Origin of the sequence: Novosphingobium resinovorum (assembly GCF_001742225.1) — a bacterium.
GTDB classification, from domain to species: Bacteria; Pseudomonadota; Alphaproteobacteria; order Sphingomonadales; family Sphingomonadaceae; genus Novosphingobium; species Novosphingobium resinovorum_A.
The window spans coordinates 781,210-805,250 of sequence record NZ_CP017075.1; the positions used below are offsets into that span (position 1 = coordinate 781,210).

The window sequence follows — 24,041 nt, forward strand, 5'->3', positions numbered from 1 at the left end:
TCAGTGGGTTACTTTCATTCAGGACGGACGCGCTTGTAGAACTTGTAGCCTGCGCCCGCCGCCAGCCCGAGGCCGATGGAGACGAAGGGCAGGAACGCGCCCGCAACCGCGCCCGCAGCGCCCCAGATCAGAACCGGCTTGGTCGAAGGATGAGCCATGCCATCCTTGAGCATTCCGGCGAGTTCCTCGCGGGCATCGCTGACGAAGTGGCCGGAGTTCTGGGGGCGCTGCGGGTCGGTCATAGACTTAGTCCTCGTAGATGGGGAAACGATCACACAGCGCTTCAACGCGCGTGCGAACGTTCTGCTCCACCTGAGCGTCACCTGCTTCGCCGCACTTGGCAAGACCGTCGAGAACGTCGGCGACCATGTTGCCGATCTCGCGGAATTCCTCGGGACCGAAACCGCGGGTGGTGCCGGCGGGCGAACCGACGCGGATGCCGCTCGTCTTCATCGGCGGCAGCGGGTCGAACGGGATGCCGTTCTTGTTGCAGGTGATCCCTGCGCGCTCCAGCGCCTCGTCGGCGTCCTTGCCGGTGACGCCCAGCGGCGAGAGGTCGATCAGCGCGAGGTGGGTGTCGGTGCCGCCCGAGACGATCGCGGCACCGCGCGCCTTGAGGGTGGCTGCCAGAACCTGCGCGTTCTCGATCACGCGCGCGGCGTAGTCCTTGAATTCGGGGCGCAGCGCTTCACCGAAGGCGACGGCCTTGGCGGCGACGACGTGCATCAGCGGGCCGCCCTGCAGGCCGGGGAACACCGCCGAGTTGATCTTCTTGGCCAGCGCCTCGTCGTTGGTCAGGATCATGCCGCCACGGGGCCCACGCAGCGTCTTGTGCGTGGTGGTGGTGGCGATGTGCGCATGCGGGAACGGCGAGGGGTGCAGACCAGCCGCGACGAGCCCGGCGAAGTGCGCCATGTCGACCTGGAACAGCGCGCCGACGCTGTCGGCGATCTCGCGCATGCGCTTGAAGTCGATCACGCGCGGATAGGCCGAGCCGCCCGCGATAATGAGCTTGGGCTGGTGTTCCTTGGCAAGGGCCTCGACCTCATCGTAGTCAATGAGGTGGGTGTCCTTGGTCACGCCATACTGCACGGCCTTGAACCACTTGCCCGAAAGCGCTGCGCGGGCGCCGTGGGTGAGGTGGCCACCGGCGTCGAGGCTCATGCCCATGATGGTGTCGCCGGGCTTGACGGTCGCGAGCAGCACTGCGCCGTTGGCCTGCGCGCCCGAGTGGGGCTGGACGTTGGCGAAGCCGCAGTCGAACAACTGCTTGGCGCGCTCGATGGCGAGGGTCTCGACTTCGTCCGAAGGCTCGCAGCCCTGGTAGTAGCGCTTGCCGGGATAACCCTCGGCGTACTTGTTGGTCAGCACCGAGCCCTGCGCCTCGAGCACGGCCTTGGAGACGATGTTCTCCGAGGCGATCAGTTCGATCTGCTTGCGTTCGCGCTTCAGTTCGTGGCCGATCGCGGCGGCGACGGCGGGGTCGCTCTGGGCGATCGTGTCGGTGAAGAAGCCGGGTGAACGGATGGCGGTTTCTACGGTCATGGTTCTTGGCTCCTTCAGAAGGACGGATTGGAGAGCTTTTCGACGCGGCCTGCATGGCGGCCGCCGCCGAACTCGGTGGAGAGGAAAGCGTCGAGGCAGGCCTTGGCCATGTCCTCGCCGGTCAGGCGTGCGCCCATGGCGATGACGTTGGCGTCGTTGTGCTCGCGGGCGAGGGCGGCCGAGAGCGGCTCGCCCACCAGCGCGCAGCGGCAGGCGGGATCGCGGTTGACGGCGATCGAGATGCCGATGCCCGAGCCGCAAAGCGCGACGCCGAACTGCACGGTGCCGTCGGCGACGACCGAGGCCAGCTTGTATCCGTAATCGGGGTAATCCACCCGGTCGGCGGTTTCGGGGCCGAGGTCGGCGACTTCGTGGCCGGCCTCGATGAGGTATTCGCGCAAGGTCGCCTTGAGGTCGACGGCGGCGTGGTCGGATGCGATCGCGATACGCATGGGAGAGGTGCTTCCTGCCTGCGAGGGATTCGTTTGCGGCTCCCTTAGTCGCGGCTTTGCAATATTGCGAGTCTTGTGGGCACAGCGTTTGGATCGCCAATGGAGCCATGCGGGCAATTGTGCAGCGCATATGGATGTTTCAGCCGCATGATGCTTGCAAGGGTTTGTTCAGGGGCGCAAGTTCCGGCTCCCGATAGGCTGGCCCGAAAAGGCCGGACGCAGGGCCGACAGAAGAAAGGGGATTGCCATGAAGCTGACCGTCATGCGCGCATTGAGCCTCGCCGGGGTGCTGGTTCTCACAGGGTGTCTGGAGACGATGCCGGGACCGGATCGCCCCCATCGCCCGCGCCCGGAAAAGCCCGCGATCTGTACGCGCGAATATGCGCCGGTCTGTGCGCAAAAGCGTCGCCATCGCCAGACTTTCAGCAATGCCTGCATGGCGCGCGCCGAAGGGTTCCGGGTTGTCAGCTCAGGCGCCTGCGAGCGCGGCGGGCAATAGGAGGGCCGGACGCGGAGGCAGAAGCGGGGTTTTCGGGTTCTTCGAATAGTTGCGACGATCTTATTGGTCTGATGCGGACCTCGGTGGCGGGCTAGCACCGGGATGCAACTTCACGAAGGCAGACCGCGATGATCCTCAACTGGCCCCTCTGGCCCGCATTTCCTCTCCGCCCCGCCCGTCCTGCGGGAGAGGCGGCATGAGCGGGAGCGGGGGCGTCGTACACAACGTCGGCTCGGCATTCGACGTGACGCTGGATGTGGCGGCGTGGGACGGTGCGGGCGCGCAAGTGGACCTTTCGTGCGCGGCGATGTTCAGCGAGGAACCGGCCGGCGCGCCCACGGGCGGGCTGGCTCACCTCGACGCAGCGCTGGGCGGGCGGCTGCTCGAACTGCGCCGCGAAGGCCATTTCACCGGTGCTCCGGGCGAATGCCTGCTGATTTCCCAGCCGCCCGAAACGGTTGCGGCCAAGGCGCTGCTGGTGGTCGGGCTGGGCCATCCGCAAGGGTGGACGCCGCTTCACTTGCGCGAAGCGGTGCGCTCGGCGGCCACTTTCGCGCTGGCGCTCGGTGTGCGCAGCGCCGCCTTCGCACCGGGCATGCGCGACAGCGGCCTCTCGGCGGACGGGACGGCCGGAGCGCCCGCGCACATGATCGCTGGGCTTGCCGCCGCGCTTGCCACCCGGCACAGGCTGGTCCCCATGGGCCTTGCTCCGGCGCCGGTTCTGGAACGCTGGGTGTTCGACGTCGGCGCGGAAAGGCTCGAGGCAGCGGCGCGGGAGTTTCGCGAGCAACTGCGCGGGCAAGGCGATTGAGCCTGTAAAAAAAGCCCCGCCGAAGCGGGGCTTTTCTCTTACTGGTCCAGGAACGAGCGCATCTTGCGCGACCGGCTCGGGTGCTTGAGCTTGCGCAGCGCCTTGGCCTCGATCTGGCGGATGCGTTCGCGCGTCACCGAGAACTGCTGGCCGACTTCCTCCAGCGTGTGATCGGTGTTCATGCCGATGCCGAAGCGCATGCGCAGCACGCGCTCCTCACGCGGGGTAAGGCTCGCAAGGACCCGGGTGACCGTTTCCTTGAGGTTCGCCTGGATCGCCGCGTCCACCGGAATGATCGCGTTCTTGTCCTCGATGAAATCGCCGAGGTGCGAATCCTCCTCGTCGCCGATCGGCGTTTCGAGGGAGATCGGCTCCTTGGCGATCTTCATCACCTTGCGCACCTTCTCGAGCGGCATCGACAGACGCTCGGCCATTTCCTCGGGCGTAGGCTCGCGGCCCTGTTCGTGGAGGAACTGACGGCTGGTGCGCACCAGCTTGTTGATCGTCTCGATCATGTGGACCGGGATGCGGATCGTGCGGGCCTGATCCGCGATCGAGCGCGTGATCGCCTGCCTGATCCACCAGGTCGCATAAGTCGAGAACTTGTAGCCGCGGCGGTACTCGAACTTGTCGACCGCCTTCATCAGACCGATGTTGCCTTCCTGGATGAGATCCAGGAATTGCAGACCCCGGTTGGTGTACTTCTTGGCGATCGAGATCACCAGGCGCAGGTTCGCCTCGACCATTTCCTTCTTGGCGATGCGCGCTTCACGCTCCGCCTTCTGGACCATGTTCACGATGCGGCGAAACTCGGGAAGCGCCATGCCCGTCGCGGCGGCGATGTCCGAGACTTCCAGACGGATACGCTCGACCGGATCGGCTTCGTTCTCGGCGAAGGCGGCCCACTTCTTGTCCTTCTTGGCGACGTCCGTGATCCACGTATCGTCCAGTTCGCGGCCGACGTAGGATTCGAGGAAGTCGGTGCGCTTCACCTTGTGACGCTCAGCCAGACGCAGCATTTGCCCGCCCAGCGTCGTCAGGCGGCGGTTGAAGGCGTAGAGGTTGTCGACCAGATATTCGATCTTGGTCGCGTGGAACTTGACCGATTCCACCTGCGCCGTGAGGTCTTCACGAAGCTGCTGGTACTGGTCTTCCTCGGCGGCCGGGAAATCGATGCCCAGCGCCAGCGCTTCCAGACGATCGCGCTGCAGGCGCTCGAAAGTCTGGAACAGTTCGGTGATCAGCAGGAACTTCTCAAGCGCTTCCGGCTTGAGGGCCGCTTCCATCTGCGCGAGCGAGAGGGTGTTGTCTTCTTCCTCTTCCTCGGCCTGACGCTTGGGAATCGGGTTGCCGTCCTCGTCGAGTTCCTCGGAGTTGTCCTCGTCGTCGGAATCGTCGTCCTTGAACGAGGGACCGGCGGTCTTTTCGCTGATTTCGCCGTCGTCCTCGCTCTCGCCGTCCTCGCTCAGGGCTTCGGGCGCGGGCTCCTTCGAAAGCATCGCGTCGAGATCGAGGATCTCGCGCAACTGCATCTCGCCGTTGTTGAGCGCCTCGGACCACTGGATGATGGCGTGGAAGGTGATCGGGCTTTCGCACAGGCCCAGGATCATCATGTCGCGGCCGGCTTCGATGCGCTTGGCGATGGCGATTTCGCCCTCGCGGCTGAGCAGCTCGACCGCGCCCATCTCGCGCAGGTACATGCGCACCGGGTCGTCGGTGCGCTCGACCGTTTCCTTTTTCTTCGCGGGATCGACGTTGACGCGCGGCGAGACTTCATCGCCTTCGCTGTCGTCGTTATCGTCTTCCGAATCGCGGTCGTCGTTTTCCTGGCTTTCGGCATCCTCGTCGTTGTCGACGATGTTGACGCCCATCTCGTTCAGAGCCGAGGTGATGTCCTCGATCTGGTCCGAGGACATGTCCTGAGGCAGCGCCTCGTTCAGCTCATCGTAAGTGATGACGCCGCGACGCTTGGCACGCGCGATCAGCTTCTTGATCGAACCTTCGTTGAGGTCGATCAGCGGTGCGTCCGTACCCTCGTTGTCCGCGCCGTTGGTGTCGTTCTTGCTCATCAGTTCGCCGTTATCCCGTGCCGTCGTGAGTGCGTAAACCTGGGGTCCGTAAACCTTGTATAATTATACAATCACGACGCATGTCTGGTTGCCATTTGCCTGAGACGGCTATCGAATTCCAGCTTTCTCTTCAGCAGTCGCTGCTGTTCGGCGAATGCCGAGTCGGAAAGCTCTGATTCGAACCGCGCCGTTGCTTTTGCCAGTGCCGCTTCGAGTACTGGTCGCTCGACGAGGAGGTCGATCGCCTGGGCCAGTTCGGCTGCCGCCTGTTCCTCGCTCGTTTCGGGAATCAGGAAGCCGAATCTAAGCCCTGCGTACTCGGCGGCCTTGGGTTGCACCAGGCCGTTGTCTCGCAATATGGTGGCGAGAACCTCGGTTTCAAGCGCGTCTGCGGCGCCGCAGCAGTCCACCAGTGTCTCGAAGCGCGGATCGAGACCGGGGGTGCGGGCGAGCGCTTCCGCGTGGCGCGCAAGTTGCGCGGGCCAGCGAATGAGCCCGGCGATGATCGCGGCGGAGAGCGCATCGCGGGTGCCTGCGCCTGCGAATCGGGTGTTCAGGCGCTCGATCGATTCGGGCGAGGAGGGGGCAGGGCTCGGCTTGCCGTTCCATTTGCCGCTTCCGCGCTGGTTCTGGCGAGGCTGGAAGTTTCCCCCACCACCTTGCGCTCCACCCTGTTGCCAGCGATTCTCCCGGCGCGGGAAGGCGAATTCGGAATATCGGTCCTGCAGTTCGCGACGGTAAAGCCCGGCGATGTCGGGGTGCTGGATCGTCTCGACGTGGGCCATCAGGCGGGCCTTGAGGCCGGCCTTGTCCTCGGGCGTATTGAGCGGGACGGCATCTCGCTCCGCCTCCCACAGCACTTCGACGAGGGACTTCGCCTCGCCGAGAATGTCCTCCATCGCGCGGGAGCCGCGCTGCTTGATGAGATCGTCGGGGTCCAGCCCCTCGGGCAGGCGGACGATTCGCAGGGAGTGGGCAGGGCGCAGCAGCGGCAGGGCGCGGGTGATCGCGCGCATCGCCGCGCGCTGGCCGGCCGTGTCGCCGTCGAAGCACAGGGTCGGCGTCTCGACATGGCGCCAGAGCATCTCGATCTGGTGCTCGGTCAGCGCAGTGCCCAGCGGCGCGACGGCATCGGCGATCCCGGCGGCGGCCAGCGCGATGACGTCCATGTAGCCCTCGACCACCACGATCCGCCCCGACTGGCGCGCGGCGGGCGCGGCGCGGTGCAGGTTGTAGAGCGTGCGGCCCTTGTCGAACAGCGGGGTATCGGGCGAGTTGAGGTACTTGGGCGCATCGGTCTTGCCCTTGGTGAGGATGCGGCCACCGAAGGCGATGACCCGGCCGCGCGCATCCTCGATGGGGAGCATCAGGCGGCCCCGAAAACGGTCGTAGGGATCGCGTTCCTCGACGGCGATCCGCAGGCCCGCCTCGATCAGCATGGGCTCGGGGAAGCGGGAGAGGGCCTCTTTCAGTGCCTGCCGCCCCTCGGGCGCATAGCCGAAGCCGAAGCGCTGCACGGTATGCGCATCGAATCCGCGCGTGGCGAGATAGGCGCGCGCCGCCGCGCCTTCTGCGCCGGACAGGCTGGCCTTGAACCACGCCTGCGCGGCGGCCATCACGTCGTGCAGGCTGTCGCGCTTCTCCGCCGCGCGCGCCATCTGCGGATCGGGCGCGGGGACGTCCATCCCGGCCTCGGCCGCCAGTTCCTTGACCGCGTCCATGAAGGCGAGGCCCTGGTGGTCGGTCATCCAGCGGATGGCGTCGCCATGGGCGCCGCAGCCGAAGCAGTGGTAGAACCCTTTCTCGTCGTTGACGTAGAAGCTGGGCGAGTTTTCGTTATGGAAAGGGCAGCAGGCCCGATGCTCGCGCCCCGCCTTCTGCAGCCGCACGGAGCGGCCGATCAGAGCGGAAAGCGCGGTGCGGGACCGGAGTTGGTCGAGCCATTGGGGGGTGAGCACGAGACCTGCCGCCTGTCAGCAAATCAGGCCAGCGCCGCCTTAACCCAGCCGCTCGCCTTGGTCATGTCGAGCACGGTGCCGTGGCGGGCTTTCAGTTCGCCCATGACCTTGCCCATGTCCTTCATGCCGCTGGCGCCGGTCTCCGCCTTGATCGCCTCGATGGCGGCCATGGTTTCTTCCTCGGACAACTGGGCGGGGAGGAAGGTTTCGATGACTTCCAGCTCGGCCTGTTCGTCGGCAGCCTTTTCGGGGCGGCCGCCCTGCTCGAACAGGGTGATCGATTCGCGGCGCTGCTTCACCATCTTCTGCAGCACGTCGATCACCAGCGCGTCGTCGTCGGGCAGCGTGTCGGCGGTGCGCAGCTCGATGTCGCGGTCCTTGATCTTTGCAAGGATGAGGCGGACAGTGGCGAGGCGCTGCTTCTCACCGGCCTTCATGGCGGTGATCTGCGCGGCCTTGATCGAATCACGAAGCATGGGTTTTCCTGCAAATGAACTGAGTGAACGGGGTGGTGCGTGTGGCAAAGCTAGCAACCTGCGCGCCGATTTGCACGTGCGCGCCCAAATTGCACCCCCACACCTTGACGCGGTGCACAACCCTCTCTAGCGGCCGCGTCTTAGCACACAACGTTAGAAACGCCGTCAACGGAGCGACCCACCATGGCCGACGCCGCATCTTCGCTTGCGCCCAAACCCGAAGGGGCAACGGGCGTTCTGGTTCTCAGCGACGGACACGTCGTCTGGGGACGTGGTTTCGGTCATGTCGGAGAGTCCGTGGGTGAAGTCTGCTTCAACACCGCGATGACCGGCTACCAGGAAGTCATGACCGACCCGTCCTATGCGGGCCAGATCGTCACTTTTACTTTCCCGCATATCGGCAATGTCGGCGTGAACGAGGAAGACCTCGAATCGCTGGTCGACGGCGCCGTCGGCTGCGTCGTCCGCGAGGACGTGACGCTGCCTTCGAACTTCCGTTCCGCAGGCGGCTACGCCGAGTGGCTGGCGAGCAAGGGCAAGGTCGGCCTTTCGGGCGTCGACACCCGCGCGCTCACCCGCCGCATCCGCAGCGCCGGTGCGCCCAACGCCGTCATCGCCCATGACCCCGAAGGCAACTTCGACATTCCCGCGCTCATCAAGCGGGCGCAGGAATGGCCGGGCCTCGAAGGCATGGACCTTGCCAAGCTGGTCAGCCGCGAAATCCAGCAGGGCTGGGAAGGCTCGACTTGGACACTCGGTGAGGGCTACGGCACTGCCGACGGCGAGACCCGCCCGCACGTCGTCGCGATCGACTACGGCGCCAAGGACAACATTTTCCGCAATCTCGTGAAGGCTGGCGCGCGCGTCACCGTGGTTCCGGCCGAGGCTTCGCTGGAAACCATCCTGTCGCTCGAACCCGCTGGCGTGTTCCTCTCGAACGGCCCCGGCGACCCGGCGGCGACCGGCGCTTATGCCGTGCCCGTAATCGCGGCGCTGCTGGAGCGTGACATGCCGGTCTTCGGCATCTGCCTCGGTCACCAGATGCTCGGCATCGCGGCGGGCGCCAAGACAGCCAAGATGTTCCAGGGCCATCGCGGCGCCAACCATCCGGTCAAGCGCCATGCCGACGGCGTGGTCGAGATCACCTCGATGAACCACGGCTTCGCGGTGGACAACACCTGCCTGCCGGACAATGTCGAGGAAACCCACGTCTCGCTGTTCGACGGCACCAACTGCGGCATCGCGATCAAGGGCAAGCGCGCTTTCGGCGTGCAGTACCACCCCGAGGCGAGCCCCGGCCCGCAGGACAGCTTCTACCTGTTCGAGAAGTTCGTGGGTATGCTCGGCTGATGGTCGCAGCGGGTCAGGCTCCCTTGGCGGCGTTCGCGCCGTCCCACGCATCGGCGATGATTGCCGGTGCGGCCAAGGGAGCTTTCGACCCGGCCCGGCGGATTGCCTATGCATCCAGGCACCTCATAACAAAGAAGGTGCCTGAAATGACTAGCGCAATGTCCGCTCTGATCGACCACATGATCGCCTACTACGTCGCCGGGCCGGCGGCCGAACTCTCGGTCGCGCCGCGCTTTTATCCCTACGGCGAACTGCAGCTCATCTTCGAGGACAAGGTCTCCGTCGCCGTCCGCAAGTTCGGCCCGAAGGTGCGCAAGCACTCCAAGGAAGCCGGCAAGGCCTTCATCGATCGCATGATCGAGACGGGCGCCTGGTCCACCAACCAGGGCGAGTACGGCGGCTCGATGCACCAGTTCCAGGCCGACCGCTTTCGCGAAGTCATTCGCACTGAGCAGGACGCCAACCCCATCATCCAGAACGCGAAAGCCGATCCTGACTACTGGGACAAGGCCTTCGGCGATCTTATGGGTTGAAGCAAAATGAGCGGGCAGAACGGGTATATGATCAAGCAAGCTGAATTAGAGGCAGTCGTTCTGCTCGCATTGTACAATTATTTTCAAGTTCACAGCGGAAGTTTGACGATCAGCCAAATCAAGAGACTTTTGAATTTTGACGTGTCTGAACGGCGCGTAGAGATGGCGGTCTCAAATCTTGCGTCGAGTGGCTATGTTGATGGTGAATATAGCTACGTTGATGAAAATGGTTTTGCGATTTCTGACGCTGGTTACAAATATGCTGAAGAACTCGAAGGCCGGGCTAATGGACGGAAAGATGCTGACGAATCTGAAGAGGTTCCAGCCTCTGATCGCGTAGTCGGATTGGATCATAATAGTCGTCAGTTTATCGAGGTGCGGAGCGAGGTGACTTCGCTTGCCAAACAAATTTCCCTCGCAAATGATGTGGGAAATCTAAGTTCGCGCGAGAAACTCGTAGCTGAGCAAGAAGTTACAGCGCTCGGGGATGCGCTGGACCGTGAGTTTATCCGGCCAAAGGAAATTTGGCTACGTTCCAAGTTAACCCTGCAATGGATAGGGAAGGAGGCTGCCGCCGCCGTTATAGGTACTGCGGCACTCGCTCTCCTTGCGCTCATTGCTCATTTGCTAGGCTTTGCGATCTAACATGCCCAAACGTACAGACATCTCCTCGATCCTCGTCATCGGCGCAGGCCCGATCATCATTGGTCAGGCCTGCGAGTTCGACTATTCGGGCACTCAGGCGATCAAGGCGCTGAAGGAGGACGGTTACCGGGTGATCCTGGTGAACTCGAACCCCGCCACGATCATGACCGACCCGGACATGGCCGACGCCACTTACGTGGAGCCGATCACTCCCGAGGTCGTCGCGCGCATCATCGAGAAGGAGCGCCCCGATGCGGTGCTCCCCACGATGGGCGGCCAGACCGCGCTCAACTGCGCGCTGGCGCTGTTCAACGACGGCACGCTGGAGAAGTTCGGCGTCCAGATGATCGGCGCCGACGCCGACGCGATCGACAAGGCCGAGGATCGCCAGCGCTTCCGCGACGCGATGGACAAGATCGGCCTCAACTCGGCGCGTTCGGGCGTGGCCCATACGCTGGACGAGGCGTTCGCGGTGCTTGAGCGCACCGGTCTGCCCTCGATCATCCGCCCCAGCTTCACGATGGGCGGCACCGGCGGCGGCATCGCCTACAACAAGGCCGAGTTCGAGGCGATCGTGCGTTCGGGCCTCGATGCCTCGCCGACCACCGAAGTGCTGATCGAGGAATCGCTGCTCGGCTGGAAAGAGTACGAGATGGAGGTCGTGCGCGACCGCCATGACAACTGCATCATCATCTGCTCGATCGAGAACGTCGATCCGATGGGCGTCCACACGGGCGATTCGATCACCGTCGCCCCGGCACTGACGCTGACCGACAAGGAATACCAGATCATGCGCAACGCCTCGATCGAGGTGCTGCGCGAGATCGGCGTCGAGACCGGCGGTTCCAACGTCCAGTTCGCGGTGAACCCCAAGGACGGCCGCCTGATCGTCATCGAGATGAACCCGCGCGTGTCGCGTTCCTCGGCGCTGGCCTCGAAGGCCACCGGCTTCCCGATCGCGCGCGTCGCCGCCAAGCTGGCGGTCGGCTACACGCTCGACGAGATCATGAACGAGATCACCGGCGCGACGCCCGCCGCGTTCGAGCCGACCATCGACTACGTCGTCACCAAGATCCCGCGCTTCGCCTTCGAGAAGTTCAAGGGCGCCAAGAACGACCTCACCACCGCGATGAAGTCGGTCGGCGAAGTCATGGCGATCGGCCGCAACATCAAGGAATCGATGCAGAAGGCCCTGCGCGGCCTCGAAACCGGCCTTGACGGCTTCAACCGCGTGCCCGCGCTGGAAGGCGCCGGCCGTGACGTCATCACCGCCGCTCTTTCGCGCGCCACGCCGGAGCGTCTGCTGCACGCCGCGCAGGCCTTCCGCGAAGGCTTCACCGTGGACGAGATCCACGCGATCGCCCACTACGACAAGTGGTTCCTGCGCCACATCGAGGAGATCATCGCCGAGGAAACCAAGATCCTCGCTGAAGGTCTGCCCAACGATGCGGCGGGCATGCGCAAGCTGAAGGCGATGGGCTTCTCCGACAAGCGCCTCGCCACGCTGGCGGTGCGTTCGGTCGGCGTCGCGGGCGGTCTGGGCGAGACCCAGGCCAAGCGCTCGGGCCTGCTGCATGACGCGCTGCGCGCCATGGCCGGTGCCACCAGCGAGAAGGAAGTGCGCCAGCTTCGCCGCAAGCTGGGCGTCGTCCCCGTTTTCAAGCGCATCGACAGCTGCGCCGCCGAGTTCGAGGCGGTGACGCCCTACATGTACTCGACCTACGAGGCCCCGATCTTCGGCGAGCCCGAGGACGAGGCCATGCCGTCCGACCGCAAGAAGATCGTGATCCTCGGCGGCGGTCCGAACCGCATCGGGCAGGGCATCGAGTTCGACTACTGCTGCGTCCACGCCTGCTTCGCCCTGTCCGAGGCCGGCTACGAGACCATCATGGTCAACTGCAACCCCGAGACGGTTTCGACCGACTACGACACCTCGGACCGTCTCTACTTCGAGCCACTGACTGCCGAGGACGTGCTGGAAATCCTGCGCGTCGAGCAGCAGAGCGGCGAACTCGTCGGCGTGCTGGTGCAGTTCGGCGGCCAGACTCCGCTCAAGCTGGCGCAGGCGCTGGAAGACGAGGGCATTCCGATCCTCGGCACCTCGCCCGACGCGATCGACCTTGCCGAAGACCGCGAGCGGTTCTCGGCTCTGGTCGACAAGCTCGGCCTCAAGCAGCCCGCCAACGGCATTGCCCGCAGCCGCGACGAGGCGGTGAACGTCGCCAATCGCATCGGCTACCCGGTGCTGATGCGCCCAAGCTACGTGCTGGGCGGCCGCGCGATGGAGATCGTCGACAGCGAACAGCAGCTCGACGACTACATCACCACCGCCGTGCAGGTCTCGGGCGACAGCCCGGTCCTCATCGACCAGTACCTGCGCGACGCCATCGAGTGCGACGTCGATGCCCTGTGCGACGGCGAGCGCGTGGTCGTGGCAGGCGTCATGCAGCACATCGAGGAAGCGGGCATCCACTCCGGCGACAGCGCCTGTACCCTGCCGCCTTACAGCCTGCCGCCCGAGATCATCGCCGAAATGGAGCGTCAGGCCGAGAAGCTGGCGTTCGGCCTTAACGTCAAGGGCCTGATGAACATCCAGTTCGCGGTGAAGGACGGCGAGGTCTACCTCATCGAGGTCAACCCGCGCGCCTCGCGCACGGTGCCCTTCGTTGCCAAGGCGCTGGGCCAGCCGGTCGCCAAGATCGCTGCGCGCGTCATGGCGGGCGAGAAGCTGGACACCTTCCCGCCGTTCAAGCGCGACCTGTCGTACATGGCGGTCAAGGAAGCCGTGTTCCCGTTCAACCGCTTCCCCGGCGTCGATCCGGTGCTCAGCCCCGAGATGAAGTCCACCGGCGAAGTCATGGGAATCGATAGCGATTTCGCTCGCGCCTTCGGCAAGGCGCAGCTTGGCGCCGGCATGAAGCTGCCGGTCGAGGGCACCGTGTTCGTTTCGGTCAAGGACAGCGACAAGCCGGTGATCCTGCCCGCGGTGAAGACGCTGATCGAGCAGGGCTTCCGCATTGTCGCCACCAGCGGCACGCAGAAGTATCTGGCCGAGGCGGGCCTGCAGGTCGATCTCGTGAACAAGGTGGCCGAAGGCCGTCCGCACATCGTCGACAAGATCGTCGATGGCGAGATCGCGCTGATCTTCAATACCACCGAAGGCTGGCAGAGCCTGGTGGACTCCCAGTCGATCCGCGCCTCGGCGCTGACCGGCAAGGTTTCGATCTTCACCACGGCGGCGGCCAGTGTCGCTGCGGCGGAGGCGATCGCGACAATTCGCGGGAGCAAACTTGAAGTGCGATCGTTGCAGGACTACTATAGCTGAAATCGATCTCGCCTCCCCCCACATCGCAGCAGATCGGCCCCGCCCGCCTAGGGCGGGGACAGGAAACTAGTCGCAAGACCTTTGGGGGAAGGCCGCAGGAGGAAATGAATTAGAATGGCAAGTGTCGAAAAGCTGCCGATGCTCGCGGAAGGTTACGAGCGGATGACCGCGGACCTCAAGGCGCTTCGCGATGAGCGTCCGCTCATCGTCGACGCCATCGAGGAAGCGCGTGCCCACGGCGATCTTTCGGAAAACGCCGAGTACCACGCCGCCAAGGAGCGCCAGGGCCAGGTCGAGGCGACCATCGCCGACCTTGAGGACAAGATCACGCGCGCGCAGATCATCGATCCCGCGACGCTGTCGGGCGACAAGATCATCTTCGGCGCCACCATCACTCTTCTCGACGATGACGAGAAGCCGGTGAAGTACCAGATCGTCGGCCCTTACGAAGCGGACGCGAAGGTCGGCCGCATCAGCTACAACTCGCCGCTCGGCAAGGCGCTGATCGGCCGCAAGGTCGAGGAAGAGATCGAAGTGACCGTCCCGTCGGGCGACAAGTTCTACCTGGTGCAGAAGATCGAATTCATCTGATCCTCTCCGCTTCAGGATAAAGAAAAAGGCCGGCGTTTCCGCCGGCCTTTTTCGTTTCCGCTGCTCAGGCTGCCGGCAGTTCCGGCTCGAGCAGGCGATGAAGATGCACGATCACGTACTTCATCTCGGCATCATCGACGGTGCGCTGCGCGGCCGACTTCCAGGCATTCTGGGCCTCGGCGAAATCGGGATAGACACCGACGAGGTCGAGAGCCTTGAGGTCGGTGAATTCGAGGCTGCGCGGATCCTTGACCCGGCCGCCCATTACAAGGTGAAGCTTCTGCATGGGAGAGTGCCGCTTTCCTGCTGGTTGGGAGATAAGCGGCCTATAATTTTGGAGAGGTCAAGGAGCAAGTGCACAAGACGCACCTTGATCGCGCAGTAAGCGAAAAGGTGCGCCTTTAGCTGAAATTCACGAGCCGTTTACGATCTGACACGCTTCTTGAGGTCTTCGGCCATGTGCAGAACCTTGGTCGAGCGGACAGCCGCCGCGTCTCCAAGGCGGTTGGCGGTGTCGGCAGCCGCATCGCCAAGCCTGCTGGCTCGGCGGGCAGTCGCACGGCCGAGGGCACTTGCGGCGCCTACTGCAGCCAGGCCGTACTTTTCGAGATTGAGAATGGCCAGATCGCTGACCTTTTCAGCGCTGTCCGCGAACTTCGAGGCCTGCTTGCGTGCATCGATGCCGATGTCATGCGCCTTGTCGCCCGCCTTGCGGCCGAGTACGACGCTGGCGGTGCCGGCAGCCTCCGCGAGGTCCAGCGTGCGCGCGACGATCCGCCTGCTGACGCGGCGCGGCAGGAGGGCGTTCACCGCGACGCCGACGGCGACACCGCCTGCGACGGTCAGTACCGGGTGCTTCTTGACGAAGGCGATGACTTTGTCAGACGGCGTGGGCTCGGCGATTTTCGCGGGCAGGGCGACGACGTTTGCGCCTTTACCGGCAGCGATCGGGGTGGACGACTCGGTCTTGCTCACCTGGCGTTCCTTCCTTGGTCAAGAGACCCGGTCGCGCGCACTGTCCAACAGGCGCTGCGCCAGGTCGATAATGGGATTACGCAGAAACCAAAGCACGAGCGCTGCCAAGGTTCCGCCGATTGCGGCGGGATGCTCCTCGACAACGGCAACGGCCTCGTCGAACATCAGCTTGGCCTGATCGAGCGCCTCGTCAGCGATCCGGCCGCCGATCCCGCGCTCGTCCATGTCGGCCCTGAAGGCCTGGTAATGTCCGTCGAACTTCGCCTTCGCGGCGTCGCGCGCGGCCCGGTCCACCAGAACCTGCGCTGCCTGCTTGCCCATTCGAGCCCCCGTAATAGATTAAATAGATTAATCGTCCTGAGAACCGCCCGCGATACGCAGCATACGGCGCAGCCGTGCGCGCGCACTCCAGGCCCCGAATGCGGCAAGCGCAAGCAATACCAGCGTGATAACCGCCATCGCGCCCCACAGTCCGAGCAGCGGGCCGAGAGCAATTACCGTACCGACGACGAAGGCCATGACAGCGAAGAAAACCAGCACCGCTGCCACCACGAGCAGCATGACGATAGTGCGTGTTTCCGACCCAACATATGCAGCGCGCGACTTTTGAAACGCGAGTTCAGCTTGCGCAAAAACCTTCGCTTCATCCGCCAGCTGGCGCAAATCCTGCGCCAGCGACAGATTCTCGTAATCCTCGGCCGCAGGGGCGAGGGTGGGTGTGGTGTCCTGCATTCTCTCAGGAAGTCAGCTCAGGCGCCGAAGCGCCTTCACTTGCCCCTGAACAGGCGGGAAAGCACGAAGCCGGTCGCGGCCGCGATGCCGAGTGCCTGCCACGGGCTGTTGCGCACGAACGTCTTGGCATCCTCGCCAATGTCCTCGATCGACTTCTCGTCCAGCTTGGCTCCGGCGTCGGCCAGCGACTTCGATGCGCTGCGGGCGTAATCGCCGTACTTCACGCCGACCTTCTCGTCGATCAGGGCGGCATTGTCGTCGATCAGCTTGGAGACGCCGACGATCGCCTGACTGGCCTTGGCCTTGCCTTCCTCTGCATAGCCGGCGGCCTTGACCTTGGCATCGGCCGCGAAGGCGCTGGCCTTGTCCTTGGCTTCGCCGCTGCGGGTCTTGCATTCGCTAGACACTTCACCGGCGAAAGCCTGCGCACCGGCCTTGGCTTCCTCGACCGCCTTGGAGAAGTGATTCTTGGCGCTTTCGGTGCCGTTTCCGGCGGAGATGGTGGGTTCGACCATGCGATTATCCTTCCTTGTCTATCCTTGGCGCGAATTGGCATCATAAGCCATGTGCGGACAGAGTAACACAACTTGTCGTTCCTTGCTGCAACGCAACTTGTCACGCGAAGTTCCCCTGCTAAGACCGCCTCCGGACGGATGGCGCGTAATGCGCCCGCTTGAGGAGAACCGCAGACATGACCGCGATCATCGACATTCACGGACGGGAAATCCTGGACAGCCGCGGCAACCCCACCGTGGAGGTGGACGTCCTGCTGGAAGACGGCAGCTTCGGCCGCGCGGCAGTGCCCTCGGGCGCATCGACCGGCGCGCACGAAGCGATGGAACTGCGTGACGGCGACAAGAGCCGCTATCTCGGCAAGGGCGTGCTCAAGGCCGTGGATTCGGTCAACGGGGAGATCGCCGAGGCGCTCGTCGGGCTCGACGCCGAAGACCAGCGCGACCTCGACCTTGCCATGATCGAACTCGACGGCACGCCGAACAAGGCGCGCCTCGGTGCCAACGCCATCCTCGGCGTCAGCATGGCCGCCGCGAAGGCCGCCGCCAATGCGCGCGGCCTGCCGCTCTACTCCTACGTCGGCGGCGTTTCGGCGCATGTCCTGCCGGTGCCGATGATGAACATCATCAACGGCGGCGAGCATGCCGACAACCCGATCGACTTCCAGGAATTCATGGTCATGCCGGTCGGCGCCTCGTCGCTGGCGGAAGCCGCGCGCTGGGGAGCGGAAATCTTCCACACGCTCAAGAAGGGCCTGCACGAGAAGGGCCTCGCCACCGCCGTGGGCGACGAGGGCGGCTTCGCGCCGAACCTTGCCAGCACCCGCGATGCGCTGGACTTCATCATGGCCTCGATCGAGAAGGCAGGCTTCAAGCCGGGCACCGACATCAAGCTCGCGCTCGACTGCGCCTCGACCGAGTTCTTCAAGAACGGCAAGTACGAGATCAGCGGCGAGGGCCTGAGCCTGTCGCCGGTGGCCTTCGCGGACTACCTTGCCGACCTTACCGAAGCCTATCCGATCATCTCGATCGAGGACGGCATGAGCGAGGACGACTTCGAGGGCTGGAAGGCGCTGACCGATAAGATCGGCCACAAGGTGCAGTTGGTGGGCGATGACCTGTTCGTCACCAACCCGGCGCGCCTGACCATGGGCATCGAGAAGGGCCTGGCGAACTCGCTGCTCGTCAAGGTCAACCAGATCGGCACCCTGACCGAGACGCTGGAAGCCGTCTCGATCGCCAACCGCAACGGTTACACCGCCGTCATGTCGCACCGTTCGGGCGAGACCGAGGACGCGACCATCGCCGACCTCGCCGTCGCCACCAATTGCGGCCAGATCAAGACCGGCTCGTTGGCCCGTTCGGACCGGCTCGCCAAGTACAACCAACTCATCCGCATCGAGGAAGAGCTGGGCAAGGCCGCGCGCTATGCGGGCCTGAGCGCGTTCGGTCGCCTGAGCGCCTGAACCTGAAGTGTCGCGGGTGATCGGCGCCGGGGAAATGGCGCCGATCACCCGCTTCCTCCGCACGGCGACCAGCCTGTCCCCCCATGGGGCGAAGAGGTGGCTGGAGGCCGATCGCCTCAGCGTGCGGCGACACTGTCCCTTGCGGTATCGTCGATCAACACGACTGAGCGGGATGCGGAGGCGAAGTATTCGAGCATCGCGGCATAGCCCCGCGCGCTCAGTTTGACGTAGACCCGGCGCGCGTCCCCGGGATCGGCCTCCCGTACGAGGTGCCCCTGCTTTTCGAGAATCGCGATCCAGCGCAGCGCCGTCGTCGAAGGGACGGCGGAGCCGATGCATGCGCTCGTCACCGAGACGCGGCGGCGCTCCTTGGCGGCGATGAAGAGGTCGAGCAGGATGTCCCACGCCGGTTCGCCGAACAGTTCTTCCGAGCGGAAGATCTTGGTGCGCCGCCGCCGGTCGTCGTAAGTCTGGCGGGCGAGTTCCACCCAGATCGGGTGATCCTGGCTCGCCGTGCCCTTGGGTTCGCGAGCTTCCCCGGTGATGGCGAGGCTTTCCAGTATCGCCGAGGGACTCTCTCCGATCTCCAGTTCCCGCGCCATTGCCAGAAGTTCGTTGGCGATGCCGATCAGCCGGATCGCTTTCGCCCGATTGCGCATCAACTGGTCCGTGTTCTCCATCGAATAGGATCGCCTGATGCAGGCCGCACGACTTCCTTCGCGAAAGTCATCGCGGCGATTATGCCCATCGTTGCGAGAAAAGCAGCGGCGCTCAGCAGGTTATGACCTGCAGTCGCCGCTGTGTTGCTTGATCCGCCACGGACAAATCATAGGCAAACTTCCGAGGAAACGTCTCGCGTAGCTTAATCCGTATCGGACGCTTTACGCGGAATGCCGAATTCCCGGCATAAGGATTCGATGGCAGCCTGGAGATGGGCGGCGGCGATCATCGCGCCGATCTCTTCCAGTTGGTCGAGGCGCGTCTCCAGATCGGCGGCCAGCGACTTCGCGATTGCGTCCTTGTTCACCCAAGCGTTCTCCAGCGGGAGGAAGCAGTGCCTCCTCCCGGACCCGATACCACGAGCCATGGTTTGCGACCCGCCGGTTTGCCCGGCGTCAGTTGTTTTAGGTTATACATCCGTTTTCGAGCAAAATCGGAGCGACCTGCTCACGAACTACACGATGGATGATAATTGAAAACCGCGAATCCGATGGTGTCCTGTAAGTGAACATTCTGAAATCGGCGATTAATCGTAGAGAAATTACGCTGATGTGAACGGTATTGAATGGATTTAGGTATAGTTACTTATTCAATTCGATCACGCGATGCCCCCGGATTATCCGTTTCAGGCATCGCGTGACGATTGGTTTTCAGCCGCCGAAGCGACCTTTGAGGTCGTAGAGGGCGATGGCCGCCTTGGCGGCCTCGCCGCCCTTGTCCTTCTGCGCGGCGTCGGCGCGGACGAGAGCCTGCTCCTCGTTCTCGACGGTGAGGATGCCGTTGCCGATGGCGATGCCGTCCATGGTCAGCGCCATGATCCCGCGCGCCGATTCGCCGGCGACGATCTCGAAATGGTAGGTCTCGCCGCGAATGACGACGCCGATGGCCACGTAACCGTCATAGTCGCCGGTGGCATCGGCCAGCGAGATGGCGGCGGGGATTTCGAGCGCGCCCGGTACGGTGATCACCTCCGCCTTGTGGCCCGCCGCCTTGAGCGCGGCCTTGGCGCCCGCGATCAGCATGTCGTTGAGATGGTCGTAGAAACGCGCCTCGATGATGAGGAAACGGGCCATGTCAGTTCGATCCTTCGCTGGTCGGGGCGATGATGGGCCGCTCGCCGACGATGTTGAGTCCGTATCCCTCGAGAGCGACCAGCGAGTGGTGCGTGTTGGTCAGCAGGACCATGTCGTGAATGCCCAGTTCCGCCAGGATCTGCGCGCCCACGCCGTAGTCCCTCAATTCCTCGAGGTCCGGGGTGCCGCCATTGCGGAACTCCTGCTTGATGTCCATCACGCGCGACATCAACTTGTTCATCGGCCGGTTGATGACCACGATCACGCCCGAGCCTTCCTCGCCGATCATTTCCATCGAGCGGTGCAGCAGGTCGCCGCGATCGCCGGTGTCCTCCCCGAAGATGTCCGCGAAGAAGGACAGGGTGTGCATGCGCACCATGGTCGGCTTCGACGGGTCGATGCGGCCCTTGACCAGCGCCACGGTTTCGTCGCCGGTCGCGCGGTTGAAGTACGAGCGTGCCACCCAGTCGCCGCCATGGCGCGAGTGGAAGCTGATCTCGTTGCGCTTCTCGATCATGCGGTCGTGCTTGCGGCGATAGGCGATAAGGTCGCGGATCGTGCCGATCTTCAGGTCGTGCAGGCGCGCAAAGCCGATGAGGTCGTCCATGCGGGCCATGGTGCCGTCCTCCTTCATGATCTCGCAGATCACGCCGGAGGGGTTGAGCCCGGCGAGGCGCGAGATATCGACCGCCGCCTCGGTATGGCCGGTGCGGACCAGCACGCCGCCGTCGCGGGCGCGCAGCGGGAAGACGTGGCCGGGGGTGACGATGTCGTCGCGGGTCTTGGTGCCGTCGATGGCGACCGAAATGGTGCGCGCACGGTCACCCGCCGAGATGCCGGTGGTGACGCCTTCGCGTGCCTCGATGGAGATGGTGAAGGCAGTTTCATGGCGCGTGCCGTTATGGCGGCTCATCAGGTTGAGGCCGAGTTCATCGACGCGCTGGCTGGTGATCGCGAGGCAGATCAGACCGCGCCCGTGCATCGCCATGAAGTTGATCGCGGCCGGAGTCGCCATCTGGGCCGGGATGATGAGGTCGCCTTCGTTCTCACGGTCTTCGTCGTCGACGAGGATGAACATGCGGCCGTTGCGGGCTTCGTCGATGATCTCCTCGATCGGAACGAGCACTTCGCGCTCGTCGTTCGAGAAAAGGACGCGCTCCAGCTTGCCGAGGGTTTCGGCGGTAGGGTTCCAGTCGTCCTCGGTGCAGTCGCGCAGCGTGTTGGCGTGGAGGCCGGCGGCGCGCGCCAGGCTGGACTTGCTCATTCCGCCCTCGGTTACGAGCTTGCGGACCTTGTCGATCACATCGGTAGCCATTGTAGTGTTCGATCTCACATTTCAGTGTGATCGAAATAGGCTTGCTTCACATTCGGATCAAGAGCCTTTGAATTGCGGTGGCCGCTTTGCGAGAAAAGCGGCGACGGCTTCCTCGTGGTCGGCCGTGGCGTGGGCGGCGGCCTGCATGGCCGAGGCCATCTCCAGCAGCGTGGCAAGGTCCGCACGGCGGCCTTCCCACAGCAGCCGCTTGGTCATCCGTACCGCGTGCGGTGGATTGGCGGCGATGCGGCGGGCGAGGGCGCGGGCGGCGTCGAGAAGTTCGCCATCCGGTACCACGCGGCTGACGAGGCCGCAGGCCAGCGCCTCGGCGGCGTCGATCGGATCGCCGGTGAGGGCCATTTCGGCGGCTTTAGACCAGCCGATCACACGCGGCAGCAGCCACGAGCCGCCGTCGCCCGCGATGAGGCCGAGCTTGACGAAGCTCTCCGCGAACTTCGCGCTCTCGCCCGCGATGCGCAAGTCGCACATGCAGGTGAGGTCGCAGCCCGCGCCCATGGCGGCGCCGTTGACGGCGGCTATGATCGGCACTTCCAGCGCCGCAAAGGCGAGCGGGAGCCGCTGGATGCCGCGCTTGTAGGAAAGACGCGTGGCGGCGGGAGACCCGGCGTTGAGGGTGCCGCCGGGCTTCATTTCGTTGATGTTGCCGCCGGAGGAAAAGCCCTTGCCCGCGCCTGTCAGGATGGCGACACGGGCCTGCGGGTCCGTCTCGAGCCGGGCGAGGGCGGCGAGCAGGGCCTCGATGACCTCGGCGTCGGAGATCGGGTTGCGCAGTTCGGGGCGGTTGAGCGTGAGGAGGACGATGCCCTCCTCGTCGATTTCGTACAGCACCGCATCGCTCATCGCCTGTCTTCTTCCGTCCTGTCGCGTCGAAAGCTCAACCTAAAGACCGGCAGCGGTCCCGGATCAAGTCCGGGACGACGACTAGCTATGCATCCTGCTTATGCATCCTGCTTTCGGGCCATCATCTTCGTGATATCGACCTGACCCGTGGCCAAGCCGCCCATGAAGCCGCCGTCCACCGGTAGCACGACGCCATTGACCACGCCTGCGAGGTCGGAGTTGATCAGGACCAGCGGCCCCGCCTGTTCTTCCGGCGTGGTGTAGCGGCCGAGCGGCTCGGCGGCGGCATCGACGACCTCCTTGCCGGACACCGCGTGGAAGGTCGCCATCATCGGCGTCTGCGTGGGCGAGGGGAGCGAGCAGTTGATGCGGATGCCCTGCTTGATCAGGCGGGCACCCATGAACTGCGTCCAGACGATGACGGCTTCCTTGGAGAACGCGTAGCCCTCGCCGACCTGGTCCATGTTCGCCTCGCACCAGTCGAGACCGGCCTGGAAGCCCTGCGTCGCCAGCAGTTGCATGTGGACCGGGATACGGCGGCTCCAGCCGAGGCCGCCCGTCGAGGCGATCGAGACGATCGCGCCCTTGCTTCCCATCAGCGGGATGACCTGCTCGGTCAGGTGACGGGTGCCGAGGAAGTTGACCTTCATCGTGTCCATGGCCGGAAAACCGCCTCCGCCAGGCAGCCCCGCGCAATTGAACAGGGCGTCGATCTTGCCTCCTACGCCGCTGACGGCGGCCTCGAGGCTGGCCGGATCGCGCAGATCGATCTGCGTGAACGAGGCCATCGGCACGGCGCTTTCCTTGAAGTCGAAGCCGTGGACCTCGGCGCCGAGCGATACCAGCAGCTTCGCGGCGGCCTCGCCCATGCCGGAGAAGCAGCCGCTGACGATTACGCGCTTGCCCTTGTAGCCCAGAACATCACTCATTGGTCGGTCCTTCCTCTCACGGGCGTGGTGCTGGCCGGGGCCGGACCTGCCGTTTCCTTTGCCCGTAGCTATGCGCTGTCGCGGCCCGGGTTCAACCGTCGCGGCGGGTCATCGCGGACACGATGGCGGAGGCCGTCTTTCTATCGGTTCGGCACTTTGCCCATCGGCGGCTACGGGCGCGCGGCCGTTACGCTTCGGCGCTGGCGCCGTCCGCGCGACGCCGCTCTGCTTCGGCGCGGTGATGCTTGCGCCGTTCGAGTTGCCTTGCCGACGGTATGCCGTCGTCGATCAGGTCGGCCAGTACCGCCCCGCGCTCTCCGGCTGGGCGAGCCGGACCGACCGTGGTGTCGCAGAAGGTCTGGCGCTCGATCTCGGCATTGAGCAGCGCGCCCAGCAGCACACCGTAGGCCGACAGGAACAGCCACATCAGGAACACGACAATGGCCGAGAGCGAACCGTACGTCGCATTGTAGTCGCTGATGTAGGCGACGTAGAGCGAGAACCCGAAGGACACCGCCAGCCACAAGAGCGTGGCCAGCAGTGAGCCGGGCGCCAGCCAGCGCCATTTGGCGGGGCGCCGGTCCGGTCCGTAGCGCATGATGAGCGCGAACCCGGCGCTGCCCAGCGTGATTGCCGCCACCCAGGTCAGCACCTTGAACGTCATCTGGGTAGCGCTGCCGAGATATACGCTGGTCTCGGTCTGCAGCCAGGCGAAGACGCCGCCGGAGAGGACTCCGGTGAGGGCCAGCAGGATCGCCGCCAGCGTCAGGCCGCCGGTGCGCATTGTGCGGGCGATCACGCCGCGCGTCTCGCGCTCCTCGTTGATGATGTTGAGCGCGCTGACCATTCCGCCCGCCGCACGCATGCCACCATAGACCGCGAAGAACAGCGCGATAACGAGGGCAAGTCCGGTTACGCCCGAGTTCGTCGAGATGATCCGCAGGAGTTGCTCTTCCAGCAGGCGGGCGACTTCGGGCGGCACGACATCGACGATGCTGTCCATCTGCTCGCGCACCATGCCGACGTCGGCGACAAGGCCGTAGACCATCACGGTTGCGGCGATCAGCGGCGTCAGGGCAAGGAAGGTGTAGAACGCAAGCCCCGCCGACAGAAGCCCCAGTTCATGGAACCCGATCATGACATAGACCCGCTTCACCACTCGAAACCATGCCGCGCGCGGCATCGCCAGCGGGGAACTGGCATC

At 64.4% G+C, this 24,041-nt stretch carries 26 protein-coding genes; 8 read left to right on the plus strand and 18 right to left on the minus strand.

Annotated features, from left to right (window positions below):
* Positions 1–14 precede the first annotated feature (14 nt).
* From BES08_RS03475 to rpiB, 3 genes are read right to left on the minus strand one after another with little or no spacing between them, the layout of a single operon-like run.
* Complete coding sequence (locus tag BES08_RS03475) at positions 15–242, minus strand: hypothetical protein (protein WP_008831227.1); 228 nt, start codon at positions 240–242, stop codon at positions 15–17.
* 4 nt (positions 243–246) lie between these two features.
* The gene (gene glyA, locus BES08_RS03480) at positions 247–1,545 is read right to left on the minus strand and encodes a serine hydroxymethyltransferase (RefSeq protein ID WP_069707703.1); all 1,299 of its coding nucleotides are present in this window, start codon (positions 1,543–1,545) and stop codon (positions 247–249) included.
* A 14-nt stretch (positions 1,546–1,559) separates the two neighbouring features.
* On the minus strand, positions 1,560–1,997 hold the full coding sequence (gene rpiB, locus BES08_RS03485) for a ribose 5-phosphate isomerase B (protein ID WP_008831229.1): 438 nt from the start codon (positions 1,995–1,997) through the stop codon (positions 1,560–1,562).
* A gap of 247 nt (positions 1,998–2,244) precedes the next feature.
* Between rpiB and BES08_RS03490 the strand changes: the two genes are divergently transcribed.
* Both BES08_RS03490 and BES08_RS03495 read left to right on the plus strand, forming a co-directional pair.
* Entirely contained in the window at positions 2,245–2,496 is a 252-nt protein-coding gene (locus BES08_RS03490; RefSeq protein WP_008831230.1) for a Kazal-type serine protease inhibitor family protein, read from the plus strand.
* 196 nt (positions 2,497–2,692) lie between these two features.
* Positions 2,693–3,307 carry a M17 family peptidase N-terminal domain-containing protein gene (locus BES08_RS03495; RefSeq protein WP_036523036.1) on the plus strand — a complete coding sequence of 205 codons (615 nt, stop codon included), beginning with the start codon at positions 2,693–2,695 and terminating at the stop codon, positions 3,305–3,307.
* A gap of 38 nt (positions 3,308–3,345) precedes the next feature.
* Here the strand turns inward: BES08_RS03495 and rpoD are convergent, their stop codons facing one another.
* From rpoD to BES08_RS03510, 3 genes are all read right to left on the minus strand, one after another.
* Positions 3,346–5,376, minus strand: a complete 2,031-nt coding sequence (gene rpoD / locus BES08_RS03500; protein WP_069707704.1) for an RNA polymerase sigma factor RpoD — start codon at positions 5,374–5,376, stop codon at positions 3,346–3,348.
* Positions 5,377–5,447: 71 nt separating this feature from the next.
* Positions 5,448–7,334 carry a DNA primase gene (dnaG, locus tag BES08_RS03505; protein ID WP_069707705.1) on the minus strand — a complete coding sequence of 629 codons (1,887 nt, stop codon included), beginning with the start codon at positions 7,332–7,334 and terminating at the stop codon, positions 5,448–5,450.
* A 23-nt stretch (positions 7,335–7,357) separates the two neighbouring features.
* A complete protein-coding gene (locus tag BES08_RS03510) occupies positions 7,358–7,810 on the minus strand; it encodes a GatB/YqeY domain-containing protein (RefSeq protein ID WP_008828710.1) in 453 nt (150 codons plus the stop codon).
* A 183-nt stretch (positions 7,811–7,993) separates the two neighbouring features.
* Between BES08_RS03510 and carA the strand changes: the two genes are divergently transcribed.
* The 5 genes from carA (at position 7,994) to greA (ending at position 14,254) form a co-directional block, all read left to right on the plus strand.
* Entirely contained in the window at positions 7,994–9,160 is a 1,167-nt protein-coding gene (carA, locus tag BES08_RS03515; protein ID WP_036523042.1) for a glutamine-hydrolyzing carbamoyl-phosphate synthase small subunit, read from the plus strand.
* A 158-nt stretch (positions 9,161–9,318) separates the two neighbouring features.
* Positions 9,319–9,693, plus strand: coding sequence for a hypothetical protein (locus BES08_RS03520; protein ID WP_036523426.1), 375 nt, complete (start codon positions 9,319–9,321; stop codon positions 9,691–9,693).
* 27 nt (positions 9,694–9,720) lie between these two features.
* Positions 9,721–10,338: a hypothetical protein gene (locus tag BES08_RS32635; protein WP_155986157.1), complete on the plus strand. Its 618-nt coding sequence runs from the start codon at positions 9,721–9,723 to the stop codon at positions 10,336–10,338.
* A 1-nt stretch (position 10,339) separates the two neighbouring features.
* The gene (carB, locus tag BES08_RS03530) at positions 10,340–13,663 is read left to right on the plus strand and encodes a carbamoyl-phosphate synthase large subunit (protein WP_069707706.1); all 3,324 of its coding nucleotides are present in this window, start codon (positions 10,340–10,342) and stop codon (positions 13,661–13,663) included.
* A 114-nt stretch (positions 13,664–13,777) separates the two neighbouring features.
* The gene (gene greA / locus BES08_RS03535; RefSeq protein ID WP_008828706.1) at positions 13,778–14,254 is read left to right on the plus strand and encodes a transcription elongation factor GreA; all 477 of its coding nucleotides are present in this window, start codon (positions 13,778–13,780) and stop codon (positions 14,252–14,254) included.
* Between the two features lie 64 nt (positions 14,255–14,318).
* Here the strand turns inward: greA and BES08_RS03540 are convergent, their stop codons facing one another.
* The 5 genes from BES08_RS03540 to BES08_RS03560 form a co-directional block, all read right to left on the minus strand.
* A complete protein-coding gene (locus tag BES08_RS03540) occupies positions 14,319–14,540 on the minus strand; it encodes a DUF4170 domain-containing protein (RefSeq protein WP_008828705.1) in 222 nt (73 codons plus the stop codon).
* Between the two features lie 137 nt (positions 14,541–14,677).
* Positions 14,678–15,229 (minus strand): hypothetical protein, encoded by a 552-nt coding sequence (locus BES08_RS03545; RefSeq protein WP_036523046.1) that lies wholly within the window; start codon positions 15,227–15,229, stop codon positions 14,678–14,680.
* 18 nt (positions 15,230–15,247) lie between these two features.
* The gene (locus BES08_RS03550; RefSeq protein ID WP_036523048.1) at positions 15,248–15,550 is read right to left on the minus strand and encodes a hypothetical protein; all 303 of its coding nucleotides are present in this window, start codon (positions 15,548–15,550) and stop codon (positions 15,248–15,250) included.
* A 27-nt stretch (positions 15,551–15,577) separates the two neighbouring features.
* Positions 15,578–15,961 (minus strand): phage holin family protein, encoded by a 384-nt coding sequence (locus BES08_RS03555; RefSeq protein ID WP_036523050.1) that lies wholly within the window; start codon positions 15,959–15,961, stop codon positions 15,578–15,580.
* Positions 15,962–15,996: 35 nt separating this feature from the next.
* Positions 15,997–16,476 carry a DUF883 C-terminal domain-containing protein gene (locus BES08_RS03560; protein ID WP_008828701.1) on the minus strand — a complete coding sequence of 160 codons (480 nt, stop codon included), beginning with the start codon at positions 16,474–16,476 and terminating at the stop codon, positions 15,997–15,999.
* 176 nt (positions 16,477–16,652) lie between these two features.
* On the opposite strand from BES08_RS03560, the gene eno reads away from it, so the two are divergent.
* A complete protein-coding gene (eno, locus tag BES08_RS03565) occupies positions 16,653–17,939 on the plus strand; it encodes a phosphopyruvate hydratase (RefSeq protein WP_036523052.1) in 1,287 nt (428 codons plus the stop codon).
* A gap of 116 nt (positions 17,940–18,055) precedes the next feature.
* Here eno and BES08_RS03570 read toward each other — a convergent pair whose 3' ends face one another.
* From BES08_RS03570 to BES08_RS03600, 7 genes are all read right to left on the minus strand, one after another.
* Positions 18,056–18,619, minus strand: a complete 564-nt coding sequence (locus BES08_RS03570) for a helix-turn-helix domain-containing protein (RefSeq protein WP_008828699.1) — start codon at positions 18,617–18,619, stop codon at positions 18,056–18,058.
* A gap of 182 nt (positions 18,620–18,801) precedes the next feature.
* The gene (locus tag BES08_RS03575; protein WP_231958153.1) at positions 18,802–18,966 is read right to left on the minus strand and encodes a hypothetical protein; all 165 of its coding nucleotides are present in this window, start codon (positions 18,964–18,966) and stop codon (positions 18,802–18,804) included.
* 343 nt (positions 18,967–19,309) lie between these two features.
* Positions 19,310–19,732, minus strand: a complete 423-nt coding sequence (gene ribH, locus BES08_RS03580; protein ID WP_036523054.1) for a 6,7-dimethyl-8-ribityllumazine synthase — start codon at positions 19,730–19,732, stop codon at positions 19,310–19,312.
* Between the two features lies 1 nt (position 19,733).
* Positions 19,734–21,047 carry a 3,4-dihydroxy-2-butanone-4-phosphate synthase gene (ribB, locus tag BES08_RS03585; RefSeq protein ID WP_008828697.1) on the minus strand — a complete coding sequence of 438 codons (1,314 nt, stop codon included), beginning with the start codon at positions 21,045–21,047 and terminating at the stop codon, positions 19,734–19,736.
* A 57-nt stretch (positions 21,048–21,104) separates the two neighbouring features.
* On the minus strand, positions 21,105–21,908 hold the full coding sequence (locus BES08_RS03590) for a crotonase/enoyl-CoA hydratase family protein (RefSeq protein ID WP_036523055.1): 804 nt from the start codon (positions 21,906–21,908) through the stop codon (positions 21,105–21,107).
* Positions 21,909–22,006: 98 nt separating this feature from the next.
* Positions 22,007–22,837: a coniferyl-alcohol dehydrogenase gene (locus BES08_RS03595; RefSeq protein WP_008828695.1), complete on the minus strand. Its 831-nt coding sequence runs from the start codon at positions 22,835–22,837 to the stop codon at positions 22,007–22,009.
* A gap of 187 nt (positions 22,838–23,024) precedes the next feature.
* Entirely contained in the window at positions 23,025–23,975 is a 951-nt protein-coding gene (locus tag BES08_RS03600; protein WP_231958155.1) for a YihY/virulence factor BrkB family protein, read from the minus strand.
* Between the last annotated feature and the right edge of the window lie 66 nt (positions 23,976–24,041).

Bases quoted from the DNA above. Each gene is read 5' to 3' on its own strand.
- BES08_RS03475 (WP_008831227.1), bottom strand. From the start codon at position 242: ATGACCGACCCGCAGCGCCCCCAGAACTCCGGCCACTTCGTCAGCGAT.
- glyA (WP_069707703.1), bottom strand. From the start codon at position 1,545: ATGACCGTAGAAACCGCCATCCGTTCACCCGGCTTCTTCACCGACACG.
- rpiB (WP_008831229.1), bottom strand. From the start codon at position 1,997: ATGCGTATCGCGATCGCATCCGACCACGCCGCCGTCGACCTCAAGGCG.
- BES08_RS03490 (WP_008831230.1), top strand. From the start codon at position 2,245: ATGAAGCTGACCGTCATGCGCGCATTGAGCCTCGCCGGGGTGCTGGTT.
- BES08_RS03495 (WP_036523036.1), top strand. From the start codon at position 2,693: ATGAGCGGGAGCGGGGGCGTCGTACACAACGTCGGCTCGGCATTCGAC.
- rpoD (WP_069707704.1), bottom strand. From the start codon at position 5,376: ATGAGCAAGAACGACACCAACGGCGCGGACAACGAGGGTACGGACGCA.
- BES08_RS03510 (WP_008828710.1), bottom strand. From the start codon at position 7,810: ATGCTTCGTGATTCGATCAAGGCCGCGCAGATCACCGCCATGAAGGCC.
- carA (WP_036523042.1), top strand. From the start codon at position 7,994: ATGGCCGACGCCGCATCTTCGCTTGCGCCCAAACCCGAAGGGGCAACG.
- BES08_RS03520 (WP_036523426.1), top strand. From the start codon at position 9,319: ATGTCCGCTCTGATCGACCACATGATCGCCTACTACGTCGCCGGGCCG.
- BES08_RS32635 (WP_155986157.1), top strand. From the start codon at position 9,721: ATGATCAAGCAAGCTGAATTAGAGGCAGTCGTTCTGCTCGCATTGTAC.
- carB (WP_069707706.1), top strand. From the start codon at position 10,340: ATGCCCAAACGTACAGACATCTCCTCGATCCTCGTCATCGGCGCAGGC.
- greA (WP_008828706.1), top strand. From the start codon at position 13,778: ATGGCAAGTGTCGAAAAGCTGCCGATGCTCGCGGAAGGTTACGAGCGG.
- BES08_RS03540 (WP_008828705.1), bottom strand. From the start codon at position 14,540: ATGCAGAAGCTTCACCTTGTAATGGGCGGCCGGGTCAAGGATCCGCGC.
- BES08_RS03550 (WP_036523048.1), bottom strand. From the start codon at position 15,550: ATGGGCAAGCAGGCAGCGCAGGTTCTGGTGGACCGGGCCGCGCGCGAC.
- BES08_RS03555 (WP_036523050.1), bottom strand. From the start codon at position 15,961: ATGCAGGACACCACACCCACCCTCGCCCCTGCGGCCGAGGATTACGAG.
- BES08_RS03560 (WP_008828701.1), bottom strand. From the start codon at position 16,476: ATGGTCGAACCCACCATCTCCGCCGGAAACGGCACCGAAAGCGCCAAG.
- eno (WP_036523052.1), top strand. From the start codon at position 16,653: ATGACCGCGATCATCGACATTCACGGACGGGAAATCCTGGACAGCCGC.
- BES08_RS03570 (WP_008828699.1), bottom strand. From the start codon at position 18,619: ATGGAGAACACGGACCAGTTGATGCGCAATCGGGCGAAAGCGATCCGG.
- ribH (WP_036523054.1), bottom strand. From the start codon at position 19,732: ATGGCCCGTTTCCTCATCATCGAGGCGCGTTTCTACGACCATCTCAAC.
- ribB (WP_008828697.1), bottom strand. From the start codon at position 21,047: ATGGCTACCGATGTGATCGACAAGGTCCGCAAGCTCGTAACCGAGGGC.
- BES08_RS03590 (WP_036523055.1), bottom strand. From the start codon at position 21,908: ATGAGCGATGCGGTGCTGTACGAAATCGACGAGGAGGGCATCGTCCTC.
- BES08_RS03595 (WP_008828695.1), bottom strand. From the start codon at position 22,837: ATGAGTGATGTTCTGGGCTACAAGGGCAAGCGCGTAATCGTCAGCGGC.
- BES08_RS03600 (WP_231958155.1), bottom strand. From the start codon at position 23,975: ATGATCGGGTTCCATGAACTGGGGCTTCTGTCGGCGGGGCTTGCGTTC.